Origin of the sequence: Pseudomonas sp. HS-18 (assembly GCF_020401845.1) — a bacterium.
In the GTDB taxonomy this organism is placed as follows: Bacteria; Pseudomonadota; Gammaproteobacteria; order Pseudomonadales; family Pseudomonadaceae; genus Pseudomonas; species Pseudomonas nitroreducens.
This window is the reverse complement of record NZ_CP084413.1, coordinates 3,326,789-3,344,907: the sequence shown is the minus strand read 5'-3', so window position 1 is coordinate 3,344,907 and position 18,119 is coordinate 3,326,789. Positions and strand designations below refer to the sequence as shown.

16 protein-coding genes are annotated in these 18,119 nt (G+C 66.5%); 7 read left to right on the top strand and 9 right to left on the bottom strand.

Annotation, left to right across the window (positions count from 1 at the left end; translation table 11 throughout):
- Positions 1-10: 10 nt before the first annotated feature.
- The 3 genes from LDJ84_RS15520 to LDJ84_RS15510 are packed head-to-tail and all read right to left on the bottom strand — an operon-like array spanning position 11 to position 3,417.
- Complete coding sequence (locus tag LDJ84_RS15520; RefSeq protein ID WP_226044950.1) at positions 11-1,360, bottom strand: MmgE/PrpD family protein; 1,350 nt, start codon at positions 1,358-1,360, stop codon at positions 11-13.
- 19 nt (positions 1,361-1,379) lie between these two features.
- Entirely contained in the window at positions 1,380-2,540 is a 1,161-nt protein-coding gene (locus LDJ84_RS15515) for an acyl-CoA dehydrogenase family protein (protein ID WP_084357866.1), read from the bottom strand.
- Positions 2,541-2,589: 49 nt separating this feature from the next.
- Positions 2,590-3,417, bottom strand: a complete 828-nt coding sequence (locus LDJ84_RS15510) for a MaoC family dehydratase N-terminal domain-containing protein (protein WP_226044949.1) — start codon at positions 3,415-3,417, stop codon at positions 2,590-2,592.
- Between the two features lie 135 nt (positions 3,418-3,552).
- On the opposite strand from LDJ84_RS15510, the gene LDJ84_RS15505 reads away from it, so the two are divergent.
- The 4 genes from LDJ84_RS15505 to LDJ84_RS15490 all read left to right on the top strand — a co-directional run bounded on the left by LDJ84_RS15505 (position 3,553) and on the right by LDJ84_RS15490 (position 6,689).
- On the top strand, positions 3,553-4,458 hold the full coding sequence (locus LDJ84_RS15505) for a LysR substrate-binding domain-containing protein (protein WP_024762542.1): 906 nt from the start codon (positions 3,553-3,555) through the stop codon (positions 4,456-4,458).
- 84 nt (positions 4,459-4,542) lie between these two features.
- Entirely contained in the window at positions 4,543-4,752 is a 210-nt protein-coding gene (locus LDJ84_RS15500) for a ParD-like family protein (protein WP_037010194.1), read from the top strand.
- A gap of 26 nt (positions 4,753-4,778) precedes the next feature.
- The gene (map, locus tag LDJ84_RS15495; protein ID WP_205345933.1) at positions 4,779-5,519 is read left to right on the top strand and encodes a type I methionyl aminopeptidase; all 741 of its coding nucleotides are present in this window, start codon (positions 4,779-4,781) and stop codon (positions 5,517-5,519) included.
- A 423-nt stretch (positions 5,520-5,942) separates the two neighbouring features.
- The gene (locus LDJ84_RS15490) at positions 5,943-6,689 is read left to right on the top strand and encodes an AraC family transcriptional regulator (RefSeq protein ID WP_226044948.1); all 747 of its coding nucleotides are present in this window, start codon (positions 5,943-5,945) and stop codon (positions 6,687-6,689) included.
- 174 nt (positions 6,690-6,863) lie between these two features.
- Here the strand turns inward: LDJ84_RS15490 and LDJ84_RS15485 are convergent, their stop codons facing one another.
- Both LDJ84_RS15485 and LDJ84_RS15480 read right to left on the bottom strand, forming a co-directional pair.
- Positions 6,864-7,268: a hypothetical protein gene (locus tag LDJ84_RS15485; protein ID WP_024762538.1), complete on the bottom strand. Its 405-nt coding sequence runs from the start codon at positions 7,266-7,268 to the stop codon at positions 6,864-6,866.
- A gap of 32 nt (positions 7,269-7,300) precedes the next feature.
- The gene (locus LDJ84_RS15480) at positions 7,301-8,857 is read right to left on the bottom strand and encodes an EAL domain-containing protein (RefSeq protein WP_226044947.1); all 1,557 of its coding nucleotides are present in this window, start codon (positions 8,855-8,857) and stop codon (positions 7,301-7,303) included.
- A gap of 155 nt (positions 8,858-9,012) precedes the next feature.
- Here LDJ84_RS15480 and LDJ84_RS15475 point away from each other — a divergent pair, with 155 nt between their 5' ends.
- Complete coding sequence (locus LDJ84_RS15475; protein ID WP_065083797.1) at positions 9,013-10,743, top strand: response regulator; 1,731 nt, start codon at positions 9,013-9,015, stop codon at positions 10,741-10,743.
- A 208-nt stretch (positions 10,744-10,951) separates the two neighbouring features.
- The gene (locus tag LDJ84_RS15470) at positions 10,952-12,313 is read left to right on the top strand and encodes an MFS transporter (protein ID WP_024762535.1); all 1,362 of its coding nucleotides are present in this window, start codon (positions 10,952-10,954) and stop codon (positions 12,311-12,313) included.
- Between the two features lie 335 nt (positions 12,314-12,648).
- Here LDJ84_RS15470 and LDJ84_RS15465 read toward each other — a convergent pair whose 3' ends face one another.
- Positions 12,649-13,689 carry an ABC transporter substrate-binding protein gene (locus LDJ84_RS15465; protein ID WP_024762534.1) on the bottom strand — a complete coding sequence of 347 codons (1,041 nt, stop codon included), beginning with the start codon at positions 13,687-13,689 and terminating at the stop codon, positions 12,649-12,651.
- A 255-nt stretch (positions 13,690-13,944) separates the two neighbouring features.
- On the opposite strand from LDJ84_RS15465, the gene LDJ84_RS15460 reads away from it, so the two are divergent.
- On the top strand, positions 13,945-15,432 hold the full coding sequence (locus LDJ84_RS15460) for a PucR family transcriptional regulator (RefSeq protein ID WP_038803209.1): 1,488 nt from the start codon (positions 13,945-13,947) through the stop codon (positions 15,430-15,432).
- Here LDJ84_RS15460 and LDJ84_RS15455 read toward each other — a convergent pair.
- From LDJ84_RS15455 to LDJ84_RS15445, 3 genes are all read right to left on the bottom strand, one after another.
- Complete coding sequence (locus LDJ84_RS15455) at positions 15,422-15,766, bottom strand: cupin domain-containing protein (RefSeq protein WP_024762533.1); 345 nt, start codon at positions 15,764-15,766, stop codon at positions 15,422-15,424. The genes LDJ84_RS15460 and LDJ84_RS15455 overlap by 11 nt on opposite strands.
- A gap of 12 nt (positions 15,767-15,778) precedes the next feature.
- Positions 15,779-17,164, bottom strand: coding sequence for an NAD(P)/FAD-dependent oxidoreductase (locus LDJ84_RS15450; RefSeq protein WP_024762532.1), 1,386 nt, complete (start codon positions 17,162-17,164; stop codon positions 15,779-15,781).
- Between the two features lie 310 nt (positions 17,165-17,474).
- Positions 17,475-18,098: a hypothetical protein gene (locus LDJ84_RS15445; protein WP_128082467.1), complete on the bottom strand. Its 624-nt coding sequence runs from the start codon at positions 18,096-18,098 to the stop codon at positions 17,475-17,477.
- Positions 18,099-18,119 lie beyond the last annotated feature (21 nt).

The window sequence follows — 18,119 nt, the reverse complement described above, 5'->3', positions numbered from 1 at the left end:
CGAGTCTGTTTCAGTGGAAGTCGTCGAGGTTCGACAGCTGGTGCAGCCGCCAGCTGGCCTGCACCAGTCGATCCGCTTCGGCGCTGCCGCGCTGGCCGGCGAAGGCCAGCAGGCGGCGGAACTTGTCTTCCAGTTCGGCACGGCTCAGGCCATTGCCCGGATCGCCCTTGGGCTCGTCGATGGCGCCGTGCAGCTGGCGACCGTCGGTGGTCAGCACGTCGACGCGGCCCAGCCAGCGTTGCGGGTAGGCGCCGTCCACTTCCGCATCGAGCTGCATGGCGACCTTCTCGCGGAAGGCCGCGACGTTTGAATCCTTCAGGGAAAACTCCTCGAACTCCACCAGCCCGGCCTTGCCGTGCACGGCGATCAGGCCCAGCACGGTGCCCATGGAGAATTTCGCCTGGTGCACCGTCTGTGGCACCAGCACACGGCCGAGCACATCGATGGCGCCCTGGTGCACGCGGGTGGTGACCTTGGCGATATCGCCGTGCGCCAGCCCTTCGCGCTGCATCAGGCCGAGCAGCGCGTCGGCGGCCGGATGGGTATGGCGGCAGGAGGCGTGGAACTTGTAGGAGGTCTCGCACAGTGCCCAGCGGGTGCCCAGGCCGTCCACCAGACGGCTCGGGTCGGCGTCGCTGGACATGCCGGCCGCCATGCCCTGCTCGCCTTCGAGGATGTTCTGCGCGCCGGTCAGGCCATCGGCCGTCAGGTAGGCGGCGAGCAGGCCGTCGGCAGCCGCCTTCGCGGTGTGCAGCTGCTTGGAATCGGCAGCGTCGCGCAGGAATTCCCAGAGGCCGGCGGCCTGGGTACCGGCGCTGCCCAGGCAGTTGACGAACTGGCGGCTGTCCAGCCCCAGCAGCTTGCCCACCGCCACCGCGGCGGCCAGGGTGCCGACCGTGGCGGTGGTTTGGAAGATGCGGTAGTGCGAGCGGCCGAGGAACTCGCCGATGCGGATGCCCGCCTCGTAGCCGGCGACGCTGGCGAGGATCAGCTCGCGACCGGACTTGCCCAGTTCCTGCGCGGCCGCCAGGGCCGCCGGGAAGACCACGGTGGCCGGGTGCAGCACGGAGCTGTTGTGCAGGTCGTCCTGTTCCACCAGGTGCGAACTGGCGCCGTTGACCAGCGCGGCGAAGTAGGCGGAAGTCGAGCTGCCGTCCACCAGTACGCGGCTCTTCCCGCTCGCCGGGCCCATGCGTTGGGCATAGCGCTGGAACAGCGGGATCGGATGGCGGTTCTGGCTGGCCAGGGCCGAGCCGAGCCAGTCGAGGAACAGTTCTTCGGTGTACTCGACCACTGCCGCGGGCAGGTCTTCGTAACGCAGGCCGGCAAGGAACTCGGCCAGGGCGTGGGTATTGTTCATCGCTTGTCGTCCCGGTTCGTCAGAAGGAGCGCGGCAGTTCGAGCAGGTGCTCGGCCACGTAGGACAGGATCAGGTTGGTGGAGATCGGCGCCACCTGGTACAGGCGCGTCTCGCGGAACTTGCGCTCGACGTCGTACTCGTTGGCGAAGCCGAAACCGCCGTGGGTCTGCAGGCAGGCGTTGGCGGCCTCCCAGCTGGCCTTGGCCGCCAGGTACTTGGCCATGTTGGCGGCGGCGCCGGCGTTCTTGCCGTTGTCGTACTCCTCGCAGGCGCGCCAGCGCATCAGGTCGGCGGCCTCGATCTCGATGTGCGCCTCGGCAATGGGGAACTGCACGCCCTGGTTCTGCCCGATCGGGCGGCCGAACACCACGCGGTCACGGGCGTACTGCGCGGACTTCTCGGTGAACCAGCGGCCATCGCCGATGCACTCGGCGGCAATCAGCGTGCGCTCGGCATTGAGGCCGTCGAGGATGTACTTGAAGCCCTTGCCCTCCTCGCCGATCAGGTTGCCGGCGGGGATTTCCAGGTTGTCGAAGAACAGCTCGTTGGTCTCGTGGTTGACCATGTTGGCGATCGGCTGCACGGTCAGGCCGTTGCCGATGGCCTCGCGCAGGTCGACGATAAAGATCGACATGCCTTCGGACTTCTTCTTCACCTCGGCCAGCGGCGTGGTGCGGGCCAGCAGGATCATCAGGTCGGAATGCTGGACGCGCGAGATCCATACCTTCTGGCCGTTGATCACGTACTTGTCGCCCTGGCGCACGGCAGTGGTCTTGATCTTGGTGGTGTCGGTGCCGGTGGTGGGTTCGGTGACGCCCATGGATTGCAGGCGCAGCTCGCCGTTGGCGAGCCTGGGCAGGTAGTAGGCCTTCTGCTCGGCGCTGCCGTTCCGCAACAGGGTGAACATGTTGTACATCTGCCCGTGGATGGTGCCGGAGTTGCCGCCGCAGCGGTTCACCTCCTCCAGGATCACCGAGGCCTCGGCCAGGCCCAGGCCCGAGCCGCCGTATTCTTCCGGGATCATCGCGGAGAGCCAGCCGGCTTCGGTCATGGCGCGGACGAAGTCCTCGGGGAAGCCTTTCTCTTCATCGATCCGGCGCCAGTACTCGGCGGGGAACTCCGCACACAGGGCGCGCACGCCTTCACGGATGGCCTGGAGTTCTTCGGGGGTGGAAGTCATCGAATCACCTTTTCTCTTTTCTTGTTGGGAGGGCACCGCAGGGGTGCGATCAGTCGAATTCCACTTCGCCGCGCTGGGCGATGCCGGCACCGTTGCCAGCCCAGACTTCGGCCTTGCCGGGGCCGCTCAGGCGGCCGCCGACTGCGAAAGGTTCGGGGCTGATCAGCGGGCGCAAGCCACGGTAGGCGTATCGGCGCAGGCGTGCTTCGGGGTTGGCGCGGCAGAACGCGCGCAGGTTCAGGGTGCCGATCAGCGGGCCGTGCACCACCAGGCCGGGGTAGCCCTCGGCTTCGGTGACGTAGGGCCAGTCGTAATGGATGCGGTGGCCGTTGAAGGTCAGCGCGGAATAGCGGAACAGCAGGATCGGTGTCGGCTCGACGGCCTCGCTCCAGTCGCCGGCCGGCAGCGCGTCGCCGCTGGAGAGCCGGGGCGGCGTCGGTTCGCGGTAGACGATGTCCTGTTCCTCGCTGAAGGCCAGGCGGCCGTCCTGATGGAATTCATGGCGCAGGGTGACGAACAGCAGCGAGCCGGTGCGGCCGTGCTTTTCCTCGACATTGAGGATGGTCGTGGTGCGCTTCGCCAGCCCGCCGACGCGCAGCGGCGCATGGAACTCCAGGCGGCCGCCGGCCCACATGCGGTTGCGCCCATCGGCCGGCGGCAGGAAGCCACCGCGCGCCGGATGGCCATCCGCGCCCAGGCCGGGTTCGACCACCTCGTCCTGGAAGAACATCCAGTGCCACAGCGGCGGCAGCGCATCGCCCGCGGCCGGTACGTCTTCCGCGAGGGTCACGGCCAGACGGCGGACCAGCACGGCACTCAATTCTTCCTCGCGTTCCTGGGAACGGCCGATCCAGTCGGCGTACGGCGAATCGCTCATGGGTGACCTCTTGGCAGAGTGGATGAGCCGAGGATGCAACAGGGGCTTGCGTTCAGCGAATCCACATTTTCATAATCCAGCGTTAAGCAGAAACGAACGCCACCCCCATCCCCAAGCCTAGCGGGAACCCGTTGCATGCATTTCGATCTCGCCGACCTGCGTCTCTTCATCCATATCGCCGAAGCCCCCAGCCTCACCCAGGGCGCGCGCCGTGCCCATCTTTCCGCCGCGGCCGCCAGCGCGCGGATCAAGGCGCTGGAGGGGCAACTCGACTGCCGACTGTTGTATCGGGACAACCGCGGGGTCGAGCTGACCCCTGCCGGGGAGCGCCTGCTGCAGCACGCACGGCTGATCCTGCGCCAGGTGGACCACCTGAAAAGCGACTTCAGCGGCCAGGCCGGTGACCAGGTCGGGCACATCCGCATCTTCGCCAACACCACCGCATGCACCGAGTTTCTCCCCGAGCTGCTGGCGGACTTCCTCGCCGAACGCCCCGGCGTCAGTGTCGACCTGCAGGAGCGGCTGAACCGCGACATCGTCCGCGCGATCCTCGATGGCTCGGCGGACCTGGGCATAGTCGCCGGCCCGGTGCGTGCCGAGGGCCTGCAGATCGTCCACTTCAGTACCGACCGGCTGGTGCTGGCCGTGGCCCCGGACCACCCGCTGTGCGCCCTGCCCCGCCTGACCCTGGCCGATACCCTGGACTACCCGCACATCGGCCTGCACGAGGGCAGCACCCTGCAGAGCTTCCTGCGCGAGCGGGTGGACCGCATGGGTGGCGAGCTCAACCTGCGCATCCAGGTAGCCAGCTTCGAGGCGATCTGCCGGATGGTCGAGGCCGGTGTCGGCATCGGCGTCATCCCGGAAACGGCCGCCCTGCGCCACAGCCGCACCATGAACCTGCGCATCCTGCCGCTGGACGAACCCTGGGTGGTGCGCGAACGCAGCGTGCTGCTGCGCGACCGCGAGGCCCTGCCCGCTTGCGCCCGCGCACTGGTGGACCTGCTACACGCCATGCAGGACGCCGATACACCGCAGTGAGTGGGCGCGGGAGTTTTGCGTTTCTGTACGCCGGGAAATATGATTCATATATGTATTGTTATGTTTCATATGGAGACTTTTCCCATGGGCATCATCAACCTGGATGACGATCTGCACGACCAACTGCGCCGTGCCAGCACCGTGGCGTGCCGCTCGATCAACGCCCAGGCGGCGTTCTGGATCAAGATCGGCATGCTCTGCGAGCTCGAACCGACCCTGAGCTACAACGACATCGTCACCCGCGAATTGCAGGAAGCCGGGGTGAAATACCCCGTCGCCGGAGGTGCCAAGTGATCAAGACGGCGGCGGAACTGGCGCTGATGAGAGAGTCCGGCCGCCTGCTGGCGCAGGTGTTCGGCTTCGTCGACGCCCTGCCGCTGGAAGGCATGACCACCCTGGAGGTGAACGACAAGGTCGAGCGCTACATCGTCGACGAACTCCAGGCGCGGCCGGCCAGCAAGGGCCAGTACGGCTTCGCCTACGTACTCAATTCCTCACGCAACCAGGTGGTCTGCCACGGTGTTCCCTCCGAGGCGGATCGCCTGCAGGACGGCGACATCGTCAACTTCGACATCACCCTGGAGAAGAACGGCTTTATCGCCGACTCCAGCAAGACCTACCTGATCGGCAAGGTTTCGCCTGCTGCAAAGCGCCTGGTGGACATCACCTACGAAGCCATGTGGAAAGGCATCCGCGCGGTGAAGCCCGGCGCCCGCCTGGGCGATGTGGGCCACGCCATCGAGCGGCACGCCCGGCAGCACGGCTACAGCGTGGTCGAGGACTATTGCGGCCACGGCATCGGTCGCGAGATGCACGAGCCGCCGCAGGTACTGCATGTCGGCCGTCCGCGCACCGGGCAGATCCTCAAGCAGGGCATGGTCTTCACCATCGAGCCCATGCTCAACGAGGGACTTTCGGGCGTGAAAACCCTGAAGGACGAGTGGACCGTGGTGACCCTCGACGGCAAGCTCTCCGCACAGTTCGAACACACCGTGGCGGTAACCACCACGGGTTTCGACGTGCTCACGCTGCGCCCCGAGGAACGCAACCCCAGGCGCTGACCTGCGCCTCAGCCGTCGGTGGATCGGCTGAGCTCCTCATGCAGTGCCGAAAGCTTCTGCCGCACCAGGCCCGGCGCATCGCTGCCCAGCACGCAGCGAGCGTTGCCGTCGGCTCGCCGTTCACCCGCGAACTCAAGCGCCTGTTCGGCCGAATGTCCGTGTCTGAAGCCCAGCGCATGCGGCAAAACTTCGCGATTCCACCCGCGCGGGAAGTGTCGGGTTTTGTCTCATCTCACCGAAGAGAGAAAGCCTTACCAATAAATCCAATTTATTTATGATTTGTGCCGATTTATTGCGCCTTTTTTATTATCGCGACAATACAACGCCAAATCATGCCGGACATCCTCATTTAGAATGCCGGATCAACCAGGAGTCCCGCATGACGCCGCTCGACACACTCTCTCGCCGCCAAGGTCCGGCAGCATGACCTGCGCCATGTCGCTCGAAGCGCTGGCCTACGACCACCAGGATGGCGAGGAAATCCTGCCGCACTGCCACACCCAGGCGCAGCTGATCCACTCGATTTCCGGCGTGATGCTGGTGGGTGCGGCGCAAAAGAGCTGGGTAGTACCGGCGGGACATGCGCTGTGGGTGCCGCCGGGCACCGAGCACCAGCTCCGCATGTTTGGCAGCGTGCGTATGCGCACCCTGTTCATGCCCGCTTCGAGCTGGCCCTGGGGTGGCCAAGAGTGCCAGCTGCTCGAGGTGACCCCGCTGCTGCGGGAGTTGCTGGTCGCCGCCAGTGCCGTACAACCCGGCGATGGAAACGAGCGCCGGCGCCGTTGCCTGCACGAGCTGCTGCTGGTGGAGATGGATGCGGCGCAGACCGTTGGCATCCACTTGGCGATGCCGCGCGACCCGCGCCTGCTGCGGCTGTGCAACGCGGTGATCGGCGCGCCGGCCGACGAAACAGGGATGGAGGAATGGGCACAGCAGTTGAACATCAGCAGCCGCACTCTTGCCCGACTGTTCCAGCGCGAACTGGGCATGAATTTCAGCGACTGGCGCACGCGCGTGCGCATGGTGCTCAGCCTGCAACGCCTGCTCTCCGGAGCCCCGGTGCTGGAAGTGGCGCTGGAGCACGGCTACCAAAGCCCGAGCGCCTTCTCGCAGACCTTCAAGCGCGTCCTCGGGCAATCGCCAAGCCACTACCAGGCGGCCCATTCCTGAATCGGGTTGCAGATAGGTTGTCATTTTCGCGAGCCGGGTTGCCGCCTGAGCGAGAGGGCTACACCGGCTCGATCCCGGGCGGGGATGAACAAGCCGGTCCACCGAATCGGCGTACCCACCTTCCTGACGACCTGGGCCGAGCAGCCCTGCGCCACTCGGAAGGCGGCCCCGGCGTCACTCGATGGCGAAGTGGATGCTGTAGTTCACCGTTTCGCCGCGCCGCGCGCTGGCGCGCATCTGGTAGACCTGCACGCTGTAGGTTCCCGAGGCTGGCAGCGCACCGCTCCAGTCCTGGCCGACTGAGCCAGCGCCCAGGGCGGTCGATTCGCCCGGCTTGTCGCCCGGAGCGAAGAGGTTGAAGTTTGCTTTGCTGCTGCCCGTGACGCCGACTTTCATGTGTTGCCCGGCCTTGGCCGAAAGCGTGTAGAGGACTGTGTCGTAGCCCTTGAAGCTGCCTTTGTGGGCGGTGCTGCTTGCGCCCTTGGCGAAGTGCACCGGGACCGTGGTGACGGTGTCGGCAGCCAGCGCGAACGCGGGAGTGGCAGTGGCAAGGCAGAACAGCAGCAGGGAAGCTTTCATGGTGATCATCCTGTGTTCAGGGGGCGGGGAAATCATGACGCAGCCTGCCAGTGGTGGCCGGCTACGAAGGTCAAGAATGCATCCAGCGGCATCGCCTGGCCGAACAGCCAACCCTGACCGTACTGCACGCCACGCTGGCGCAGGTACTGCAGTTGCTCGTCGGACTCGATGCCCTCAGCCACCAGCAGCAGCTTCAGCTGGCGCGCCATGGCGATGGTGTGGTCGGTCACCGGGCAAGGCGTGCCGGCCGAGAGCGGCTGGACGAAGGAGCGGTCGATCTTCAGCAGGTCCAGCGGCAGCCGCCTGAGGTATTGCAGGCTGGAGTACCCGGTACCGAAGTCGTCCAGGGCAATCGGGTGCCCTGCCGCGCGGCTCTGCGCCAGTGTCCGGTGCGCCGCATCGATGCTCAGCAGGCTGCTTTCGGTCACTTCCAGCCAGATGCACTGGGCGGCGATGCCGGCGTGCTGCCGTTCCTGCGTCAGGTGCGGGAGGAAGGCGCCGCTGGCTACGTCGCGCGCCGACAGGTTGATCGACACGTGCTGCAACTGCCCGGAAACGAGGCTGGCGCCCAGCTCGCGGCAAACGCCGGCGATCACCTGCGCGGTGATCGGCTCGATCAGGCCGCTGGATTCGGCCAGCGGAAGAAAGCTGTCAGGCATGCCCAGCGAACCGTCTGCGCGGCGCCAGCGCACCAGCGCTTCGGCGCCGATGCAGCGGCCGTCGCGCAGGTCGAGGATGGGCTGGTAGAAGGCGTGGAATTCGCCCTTCGCCACCGCCCGTGACAGTACGGCCAAGGGCGACAGCCATGCCCGCACTCGGCGCGCCACCAGCCAGCACCACAGGCCCGAAAGCAGCAGGGCCAGCGGTGCGAGCATCAGCATCTCGCGCCACAGGTCGCCGAGGATTTCCTGGCGGGTGACCGCCGCGACGGTCTGCCAATTGCCGTGCGCAACCCGCGCGTACACGTAGCCGTCCTGCAAGCCGGAGTGCGGCTCGCCATGGATGCGCGTCAGCACCTGGGCGAAACCGGCGGCAGGCGTACCCAGCCAGTGCCCCGTGGGCGTGCCCAGCGCCAGGCTGACACCGGGCGCCAGGGATGTCTCGAGGAAGTGTTCCGGCTCGATCAGCAGGTTGAACGCGGCATCGCGCAGGGCCAGCATGGGCTTGGCCGGCACAACGAACGGCTGCACGTTGATCGACACGCCAAGGCCCTCGCGGGTACGGAAGTCTTCCGGCCAGCGCTGTGCCGGGGACGTGACGGCGCCCCAGGAACTGCAGACGAACACCTCTTCCTCGACATAACCGACCGCCTTCACCGCCAGCGTGTCGATGGCCACCAGGCGCATCTGCTCGACGCCCTCCACCGAGCAGGGCGGCAACGGCGAGCTGTTCAGTTGCCGCAGCGCGGTCGCGGCCTGAGCCAGGGTTCGGTCCGCGCGTTCGGAGGCAAGCCGTGCCAGGCTTTCCAGGCGTTCAGCGGTGTGTTGCATGACCAGGTGCCAGGCGAGGACGCCGCTGCCGGCCATGACCAGAGCGACACCCAGCGAGCCGGCGAGGATGCCGGCCCTGACGATTCGAGTGCGACTCATGTGGGTCACCTTGAGGGGAATGGGGAGTCTTTGCAGGCATTCTTTCCCAGCGACCATGAACTGAGGATGCGAAATCCAGTCACGACTTGTAGGAAAATGACTACACGAAAGCCGCCGCCATGCCCTAGAGTGGAGAGCAGACCAGAGGGATAGAGATGGCGCGGATACTGATCGCGGACGAACACCCGATGACCCGCTACGCCGTGCGCATGCTGCTGCAGGCGGAGCGCCACACGGTAGTCGGGGAAGCCTGCAACGGCCTCGAAGCCCTGAGCCTGGCCACGCGCCTGGCCCCGGACCTGCTGATCATCGATATCGACCTGTCGCAGCTCACCGGCCTGGATGTCATCTCGCGCCTGCGCGCGCGGGGGCTGACGTTGCCGATCCTGGGCTACAGCACCCAGGACTCGGAGCACTACGTCGGCCGCTTCCTGCAGGCGGGCGCCTCGGGGTTCGTCAGCAAGCACCAGGACATCGAGCGCCTCAAGGAAGCACTGGGCGTTGTCCTGCGTGGGCACAGCTACTTCCCGGCCGAAATGCTCGGCAGCGTGCACCGCGGCAGCCTGCACGAGAACGACGCCGAGCGCGTGGCCTCGCTGTCCAACCGTGAATTGAGCGTGCTCAGCCTGCTCGCCAGCGGCTACAGCAACCAGGAGATCGCCCACGAGCTGACCATCAGCGAGAAATCCGTCAGTACCTACCGGGCGCGCATGCGCAGCAAGCTCAACCTTTCCAGCATGCTCGAACTGATCGACTTCGCCCGCCGCAACCACCTCGCGGCGCCAGCCAGCGATGCCCATGGCACCGATGCCGATACCGGCGGAACGCCCCTGTGGCGCTCCATGGTCGAAAGCCTGCCGGCGGCCTTCTACGTTCGCGATACCGAGGCACGTCTTGTCTATGCCAACCCGGCGCACCTGGAGCTGTACCAGGCGGAGCTGGACGACGTGCTCGGCACCCGCACCACCGAGGTGGACTGGTACTCGCCCAGCGACGCCCGCAACATGCTGCGTTTCCTGCAGCGCGCGATCAGTGAGGAGCAGTCATTCAACAAGGACATCGAAATCAACGTCCACGGTGAACGCCGTGTGCTGCATCACTGGGGTACGCCCTACCGGGATGGCGAAGGCAACCTGCTTGGGATGATCTGCTGCAGCACCGACATCACCGAACGCTACGACCAGCTCGAAGAGCTGCGCAGCCGCGCCGAAGCCGGCGAACTGGCGCATCAGCAACTGACCGACCTGTTCACCAGCGCGACCACCCACCTGAACGAACGCCTCCAGGCGCTGGCCGATACCCTGGGGCAGCCTGGCGGCCCGGCCCTCGACCAGGCCCAGGCGATCCTCGACGAGCTGCGAGTCCATGGCGCCTCGCTCAAGCGGGCGCTCATCGCCCAGGATGAAGTCCCGCTGCTGCCCTCGCGGCTTGACGAACTCGCCAGCGAGGTGCTCGAAGCCCTGCACGGCGTGGCCGGGCAGAAGCAACTGGCCCTGAAGCTGGAAACCGACAGTCGCTCGCGCAAGCGGCTGCTGGTCGACGCCAAGTCCCTGCGCGAGGCGTTGCGGCACCTGGGCCTGTACGTGATCGACCTGACCGATGACGGCAGTGTCCGGCTATGCATTGCCGCCACCCCGAAGCAGGAACAGATGGCCGTGCGGATTACCGTCGAAGGCCTGCCGGGCAGCAGACGCCGCGAAATGCGCGCGTACTCACTTTCCGAGCTGACCCGCGACTACCCCGCCCGCAACCCGGCGCGCAGCAGCCTCAGCCTGAGCATCGCCCAGCACCTGATCAACAGCATCGGCGGCGAGCTGCAGGTGTCCCAACTGCCCGGCCAGGCCTGCAGCGCGACCGTGCACCTGTTGCTGCAACCCGCCGGCTGAAACCTGCTGCGGGCGCAACCGCAGGCGCTCATACGATCGTACAGACCCCTACGCGGCGCTTCTTACCTTGGGTGGATTGTCCGCCCTGACCCACCCCTGCAACCTTTGCCTCCCCTTGCCGGCCGCTGAACGCGGGCTCCTGCCGCCCGTTGCCGACTCTCGGCAGCCGCCTGCCCGGCCACTTATAAATTCAACAAAGGTTGTACCCATGAGCGTGTTTGATGTCATTGAACATTCCCCGGTATCGAAATTTCACCGCAAGCTGCTGCTGGCCTGCTGCGGCGGGCCGTTCCTGGACGGCTATATCCTCAGCCTGATCGGCATCGCGCTGATCGGCTTCGGCCAGGACATCGCCGCCACCTCGGTGGAGACCGGCCTGATCGGCGCTGCCTCGCTGCTGGGCATCTTCTTCGGCGCGACGGTGTTCGGCGCCATCACCGACCGCATCGGCCGGGAAACCATGTACGCCCTGGACCTCACCATACTGGTGATCGCCTGCGGCCTGTCTGCCTTCGTCACCGAGGCCTGGCAACTGATCGTGCTGCGCTTCGTCATCGGCCTGGCGGTCGGCGCGGACTACCCCATCGCCACCTCGCTGCTGACCGAGTTCACCCCGTCCAAGCGCCGTGGCTTCATGATCGGCGTGTCCGGCCTGGCCTGGTCCTGCGGCGCCATGACCGCCTTCATCGTCGGCTACCTGATGGTCTCCTGGACGGGCGACCATTCGCTGTGGCGCTGGATGCTGTTCAGCGGCGCGGTGGTCGGCATCATCGTCGTACTGATCCGCCGCGGCATCCCGGAATCGCCGCGCTGGCTGGCCAGCAAGGGCCGCATCGAGGAAGCGCAGAAGGTCATCAAGCTGGTCTACGGCAGGGACGTGGTGATCACCCCGGCCGACGTCGCCGAGCTGAACGACGGCGGCCGCCATCGCTCGTGGAAGAGCGACCTGAAGATGATTTCCTCGGGCGGCTACCTCAAGCGCACCATCATGTGCGGCATGCTCTACTTCGCGCAGATCACTCCGCAGTACGTGCTGTACACCTTCGGCAGCATGATCCTGCTGACCGCCGGCATCAAAGGCGAGAACTCCTCGACCCTGGGCGAGCTGATGATCGCCATTCTCTTCGCCATCGGCGTGATCCCGGCGCTGAAACTGGTGGAAACCTGGGGCCGCCGGCCCATGGTGGTGGTGCCCTTCGCGCTGATGGCGCTGCCGCTGCTGGCCCTGGGCCTGTGGGCGGACGCGCCGGCCTGGTTCATCGTTGGAGCCTTTGCCTTCTATGCCTTCGTCTCCGGCGGGCCGAGCATCCTGGAATGGATCTACCCCAACGAACTGTTCCCCACCTCCGTGCGCGCCACTGCCGTGGGTGTGGCCGTGGGCTTCAGCCGCATAGGCGCGGCGACCGGCACCTACCTGATGCCGATCGGCATCGAGTCCATCGGTTTGCAGGCAACCCTGCTGATCGGTGCGGCGATCACCCTGCTGGCGTTCTTCATCTGCCTGGCCTGGGCGCCGGAAACCAAGGGCCGTTCGCTGCAGCAGTCGGCATCGCTGAGCCTGGCGACCTGATCCGTTATCCAGCCTGCCCCCAAGCCCATCGGTGACCCGATGGGCTTTTTTTTGTGGGCGAGCTACCGGCGTTCCCGCACAAGCGGACCTTGTCCGCAAGCCGGTCCCGGTTCGCGAGCAAGCTCGCTCCTACAAAAAATGCCAGGCCCATCTGTAGGGCCGAGGGGGACGCCTAGTCCTTGCTCGCCAACATCGAAGGCACGTGGCATCCGGCTGCACAGACGGAAATCGAGCACCGAAACAGTCGTCTCATCTCGAAATCCCGCCCCTCCACCCACAAAAAGGCCACCCGAAGGTGGCCTGAAAGTGCGGGCGGGACCGCACACTGGGAAGACTTACTGCTTGGCGGCCCAGGCGTTGAAGCGCTGCTCCAGCTGCTCGCCGTGGTCGGCCCAGAAGGCTGCGTTCATCGCCACCTGGCCGGCCAGGTTGGCCTCGTCGGTGGGCATGTTGCTGCGGCGCGCGGCGTCCACCAGCGGGACGGCAGTACGGTTCACCGGGCCGTAGGCAATCTGCTGCGCGTAGTTCTTCTGCTGCTCGGTCTGCAATACGTACTGGATGAAACGCAGCCCTTCCTCGGTGTTCTTCGCGCCCTTGGGAATGGCGAAGGCGTCCATGTCGTAGATGCCACCGTTCCACACCACGCGCAGCTGGCTTTCATCCTGCACGGCGGCGATCCGGCCGTTGTAGGCGGAGCTCATCACCACGTCGCCGGACGCGAGGTACTGCGGCGGCTGCGCACCGGCTTCCCACCACTGGATGCTCGGCTTGATCTGGTCGAGCTTGCGGAAGGCGCGGTCCTGGCCTTCCTTGGTGCCGAGCACGGCGTACACATCCTTCGGCGCCACGCCGTCGGCCATCAGAGCGAACTCCAGGGTGTACATGGCGCCCTTGCGCAGGCCGCGCTTGCCGGGGAATTTCTGCGTGTCCCAGAAATCCGCCCAGCCGGTGGGCGCACTCTTCAGCTTGTCGGCGTTGTAGGCCAGCACCGTGGACCAGACGAAGAAGCCCACGCCGCAGGGTTGTACGGCACCGTCCAGCAGTTCAGGGGCGAGCTTGGCAATGCCCGGCTGTTCGCCGATTTCCTGCAGCAGGCCTTCATCGCAGGCGCGCGCCAGTTCCGGCATCTCCATCTCGACGACGTCCCAGGAAACGCTGCCGGTGTCCACCTGCACCTTGACCTTGGCCATCTCGCCGTTGAACTCGTCGGCGATCAGCCGGCTGCCACTCTGCTGCATGTAGGGCTGGTAGAAGGCCTTGACCTGCGCGGCCTTGTTGGCGCCGCCGTGGGAGACCACGGTGAGGTCGGCGAAGGCAGGGAAAGTCGCCGCGCAACCCAGGGCGCAGGCGATGGAGGAACTCAGGATCTTGTTCATTGTTATGGTCTCCGGTGAGTAGACGGCCCGCCTCGCGGCAGGCGGCGCCATCCGGGGCCTCCAAGGGCTCGCATGGCGCACTGCCAGCTAGTCTTGGGGCACGCGGGCAAGCTCCACAATCAGACGGAACTACAATTCGGAAGACCCCGCTCGTATCCTGGTACGAAGCCTGCGATCCCCACTCAAGCCAGGCGCGACAAGGCCTCGCGCTTGGTGGCATGCTTGCCGGCCGTTTCTCTTCGCTGCGGACCCGCCATGCCTTTCCATATCCAGGACATCCTCGACAACGCCTCCCTGCGCACCCGCCTGCTCGGCGGCAGCGAAGGCGTCGGCCGGCGCCTGCGCTGGGCGCACGTGTGCGAGCTGGCGGACCCCACCCAATGGCTCGGCGAAGGTGACCTGCTGATGACCACCGGCATCGGCATTCCCGCGCAGGCGCAGGCGCAGCGCGACTACCTGCAACGCCTGGCCGGGGCGCGGATATCGGGGCTGATGATCGGCGAGAACATGCAGGCGCCGGCGGATATCCAGGCCCTGCAGGACGAAGCCTGCCGGCTGGGTTTCCCGCTGCTGATGACCGACTACGCGGTGCCCTTCTCCGCCGTCACCCGCGCCATCGTCGACGCCAGCAAGCAGGAAGAGCACGAACGCCGCAGCGCCGTCACCCGCATCTATGAAAGCGCACGCATCGGTCTGCGCGGGCTCGGCCTTGCCGGGCTGCTGCGGCGGCTGTGCAGCGATGTGCGTGCCCAGCTCTACCTGTTCGATACGGCCACCCTGCAGCCCTGGCACGAGGCTTTGCCGCCGCTGCCGGACAGTTGGCGGGCAACCCTCGCCCAGCGTCGCTCGGTGCCGGACACCGTGACCCGCTGCAGCAATGGCGAGCAGGAAGCGCTGGTGATGCCACTGCCGTCGCTGGCCACCTGCGAGATTCTCGCTACCGGCGGCGAGCTGCTCGACTACGGCCTGCTGCACCACATCGTCGCGGTGCTGGGCATCGAGCTGGAACGCGCCCAGGTCGAGCACGAGCGCATGCTGCGCCTGGGCTCGGAGTTGCTGGATGACCTGCTGCAGCAGCGCCTCACCGAGCGCGCCGCGCAGGAGCGCCTGGCGCAGCTGAACTGCCCGGTGGATGCCGCCTGCCTGGTGCTTGCGCGCGCCGCCGGCGAACTGCCGACGCACTGGCAGCAGCGCCTACAGCGGCTGGGTATGGGGCTGCTGGTGCGCCACCAGGGCAACGAGCTGATCCTGCTGCTGAACGATCCTGCCCAAGCGCAGGCCCTGCAGGCCGAGCTGGACTGCATGCTCGGCCATAGCAACCCGCTGGGCCATGCATTGCGCGCGGTGGAGGCGCTGCGCGAGGCACGCCTGGCGCTGTCCCATGCCAACCGCCAGCGACCGTTGGTGGCATACGCCGATGCGCAGGGCGAGCAGTCCTGGCTGCCGGCGAGCCTGGAGGAAGCCCGCCGCGTACATCGCCGGGTGCTGGGTGCGCTGGCGGATTACGACGCGCAACAGGGTGGCCAGTTGCAGCACACCCTGCGCGTCTTCCTCGAACAGAACCGCTCCTGGCAGAAAGCCGCGCAGCTGCTCAACGTACACAAGCAGACGCTGGTCTACCGCATCCGCCGCATCGAGGAGATCACCGAGCGCTCGCTGGATTCCACCGAGGACGTGGCCGTCCTCTGGATCGCGCTGCGCTCGGCGCAGATTGCCGGGATGGACCTGGGGATCAGGGAATGATCACGAAGCTCTTGCGCACCGTCTCGCGGATATCCCAGGTGCCCTGACAGTTCGCCGGGAACAGCACGGCGTCGCCGGCGCGCAGTTCGATGGGCTCGCCGTCGTCCGGGATGAACAGGCAGTGGCCGCTGATGAAATGGCTGAACTCCCGTGACAGCACCTGGCGCCGCCAGCGGCCGGGCGTGCATTCCCAGACACCGGTGAGCAATCCACCCTCGCCTTCCTCGGCGTGGGTCGCGGTGCCGGACACGGGGGTGCCCTGGGGTTCCTTCACCGGCTGCGGCGCCGGCAGTTCGAGTCCGGCGGTGCCGGTGAGCAGGATCGGTTGGGGCATGGGGCTGTTCTCCTAGAGGTCCTTGTCTTCGAGGCCCGCCGGAGCGAAGCCGGCCAGGGTGCGGTCGAGCCAGGCGCCCTTGCGGTTCTGCGCCTCGGCCTGTTCCTTGCGTTGCACCGCACCGCGCACCATCAGGCCGCCGATGTAGCGCACCGGTTCGAGCGGGAAGCGCTTGGGCTGGCGGCCGACCAGGCCGCAACGGCTCCATTCGTCATCGATACCCAGCGCGAGACTGGCGAGGATGCGCCCGCCGAGACGGCTCGGGCCGACGCCGTTGCCGCTCCAGCCGATGCCGTAGACGATGTGCGGCGCGCCGTTCAGGTGGCCGAACACCGGCAGGCTGTCGTAGGTGCGGTCGATGGGCCCGGACCAGCTGTGGGTCACCGGCACGTCGTCCAGTTGCGGGTAGGTGCGGCGCAGGTCCTGTTCGGTGGCGTCGTTGAGCTGCGGGTTGTGGTCGTAGCGCTCGTCGATGCGGCTGGCGTAGCTGATCATCCCGGTGCCCTTGCCAAAGGCGATGCGGCCGTCCCGGGTGGTGCGGTAGTAGTCGACCATCAGCTGCGAATCGGTGACGGCTTCGCCGCCGGTCCAGCCGATCTGCTCCAGACGCTCGGGAATCGGCGCGGTGGCGACCACCGTGCTGGTCACCGGCAGGATGGTGCGGCGCAGTTCGGGAATCGCCGCCGCCCAGGCATTGGTCGCCATCACGACCTTGGGTGCGCGCAATTCGCCGCCGGGCGTGCGGATCACGGCCGGCCGGCCGCGATCCAGGCTGAGCATCGGGGTGTTCTCGAAGATGCGCACCCCCTTCTCCAGCGCCACCCGGCGCAGGCCGCGCACCAGGCGTGCCGGCTGCACGGTGGCGTTGCTGGCTTCCAGTACGCCTTCCAGGTGCTTCGGCGAGCCGGCGCGGCGGGCCACTTCGCTGTCGGAAAGCGATTGGAAGACCGGCTCGCCCAAGCGCGCGCAGGTCTGCTGCACGCCCTTCCAGGCACCGCGCTGCGCCTCGGTGGTGGCGGTCCACAACCAGCCGGCGCGGCGGAAGTGCGCGTCGATATCGTGGGCCTTGCAGAATTCCTCGATCTCGCCGATGGCCGCCGCCGAGGCTCGAGCCAGGCGCAGCGCCTCATCCTTGCCGCACTGCGCGGCCAGCGAGCTGATCTTCGGCCACCAGGACATGACGAAGCCGCCGTTTCGCCCGGAGGCGCCGCCACCGCAGATGTCGCGCTCGATGATGGCGATACGGCAGTCAGGCTTGAGCTCCAGCAGGCGCAGCGCGGTCCAGAGGCCAACGAAGCCGCCGCCGACGATGGCCACGTCGACTTCGAGCGGGCCTTCCAGGGCAGGCAGCGGAGTCAGCTCGGAGGCGATTTCCTCCAGCCACAGGGAACGTTTCATGTGCGGATTCCAGATTGAACGGTAGTGCGCCACTGTCCTGTGTCAGGCCAGTGGCGAACAATCGTCCGTTCCATGCAATCCGGGGGAAGGCCTCATACGAAGATATGAAGCCGATGGACGACCGCACTCTCCGCCCTGCTCTGTGCCTGAGCTTCCCCCTCACCCCACCCCTCTCCCTCAGGGAGAGGGAGCAGACCGTGCCGGCTGACGCTATGGTTTCATCCTGCAGCGAACAGTCCCCTCTCCCGCTTGCGGGAGAGGGTTAGGGTGAGGGGCTCTGTTCCTTTGGGAGCGGATTTATTCGCACGGATCAGGCCTTGGGCTTTTTCGGCGCCAGGCCCGGCTTGGCGAACTTCACGATCAGCCAGTTCTCCGACTTGCCATGCTTCACCGTGACCTCGACCACGCGAATGCTCGCCGGCACCGTCGCCAATACCTGGCGGGCGTCCAGACCCGGCTTGATGTACTTGTCGAGCTGTTCGTAGAGGCGGTAGCTGATCATGCCGCTGCGCAACGCGTGGGTCTCGAAGTCGCCGATGGCCTTGGCGTCGGCCTCGGTGCGGTTCGGGTTCAGGGTATGTGCCAGGACGTCGACCACGTTCTTGTCGTCGGCAATGGCCACCAGCATGAAGCGCTTGGCCACTTCCTGCAGCACGCGCCGGTACGCGGCGTCGTTGTATTCGGTGTACAACACCGCCTCGACCAGCTTCTGCTTGTCGAAGGTCAGCGCCAGGCGATAGCGCGTGCCGGCATAGTCGACGCCGTCCTTGCAGCGCGCGGTGACGCCCATGGGCTGCAGGCATTCGACGAAGCCCTGCTGCTTGCCGAAACCCTTCTGCGCCGCGCCGTAGTTGTACTTGCCGAACAGCGGGTCAGCCGCCGACGCCCAGCCCGCGACGCACATCAACAATGCCCCGATTGCCCATCTACCCATCACACACAAGTCCCGCTCGGT

Coding starts and splice junctions, on each gene's coding strand:
- LDJ84_RS15520 (WP_226044950.1), bottom strand. CDS start 1,360: ATGAACAATACCCACGCCCTGGCCGAGTTCCTTGCCGGCCTGCGTTAC.
- LDJ84_RS15515 (WP_084357866.1), bottom strand. CDS start 2,540: ATGACTTCCACCCCCGAAGAACTCCAGGCCATCCGTGAAGGCGTGCGC.
- LDJ84_RS15510 (WP_226044949.1), bottom strand. CDS start 3,417: ATGAGCGATTCGCCGTACGCCGACTGGATCGGCCGTTCCCAGGAACGC.
- LDJ84_RS15505 (WP_024762542.1), top strand. CDS start 3,553: ATGCATTTCGATCTCGCCGACCTGCGTCTCTTCATCCATATCGCCGAA.
- LDJ84_RS15500 (WP_037010194.1), top strand. CDS start 4,543: ATGGGCATCATCAACCTGGATGACGATCTGCACGACCAACTGCGCCGT.
- map (WP_205345933.1), top strand. CDS start 4,779: ATGAGAGAGTCCGGCCGCCTGCTGGCGCAGGTGTTCGGCTTCGTCGAC.
- LDJ84_RS15490 (WP_226044948.1), top strand. CDS start 5,943: ATGACCTGCGCCATGTCGCTCGAAGCGCTGGCCTACGACCACCAGGAT.
- LDJ84_RS15485 (WP_024762538.1), bottom strand. CDS start 7,268: ATGAAAGCTTCCCTGCTGCTGTTCTGCCTTGCCACTGCCACTCCCGCG.
- LDJ84_RS15480 (WP_226044947.1), bottom strand. CDS start 8,857: ATGAGTCGCACTCGAATCGTCAGGGCCGGCATCCTCGCCGGCTCGCTG.
- LDJ84_RS15475 (WP_065083797.1), top strand. CDS start 9,013: ATGGCGCGGATACTGATCGCGGACGAACACCCGATGACCCGCTACGCC.
- LDJ84_RS15470 (WP_024762535.1), top strand. CDS start 10,952: ATGAGCGTGTTTGATGTCATTGAACATTCCCCGGTATCGAAATTTCAC.
- LDJ84_RS15465 (WP_024762534.1), bottom strand. CDS start 13,689: ATGAACAAGATCCTGAGTTCCTCCATCGCCTGCGCCCTGGGTTGCGCG.
- LDJ84_RS15460 (WP_038803209.1), top strand. CDS start 13,945: ATGCCTTTCCATATCCAGGACATCCTCGACAACGCCTCCCTGCGCACC.
- LDJ84_RS15455 (WP_024762533.1), bottom strand. CDS start 15,766: ATGCCCCAACCGATCCTGCTCACCGGCACCGCCGGACTCGAACTGCCG.
- LDJ84_RS15450 (WP_024762532.1), bottom strand. CDS start 17,164: ATGAAACGTTCCCTGTGGCTGGAGGAAATCGCCTCCGAGCTGACTCCG.
- LDJ84_RS15445 (WP_128082467.1), bottom strand. CDS start 18,098: ATGGGTAGATGGGCAATCGGGGCATTGTTGATGTGCGTCGCGGGCTGG.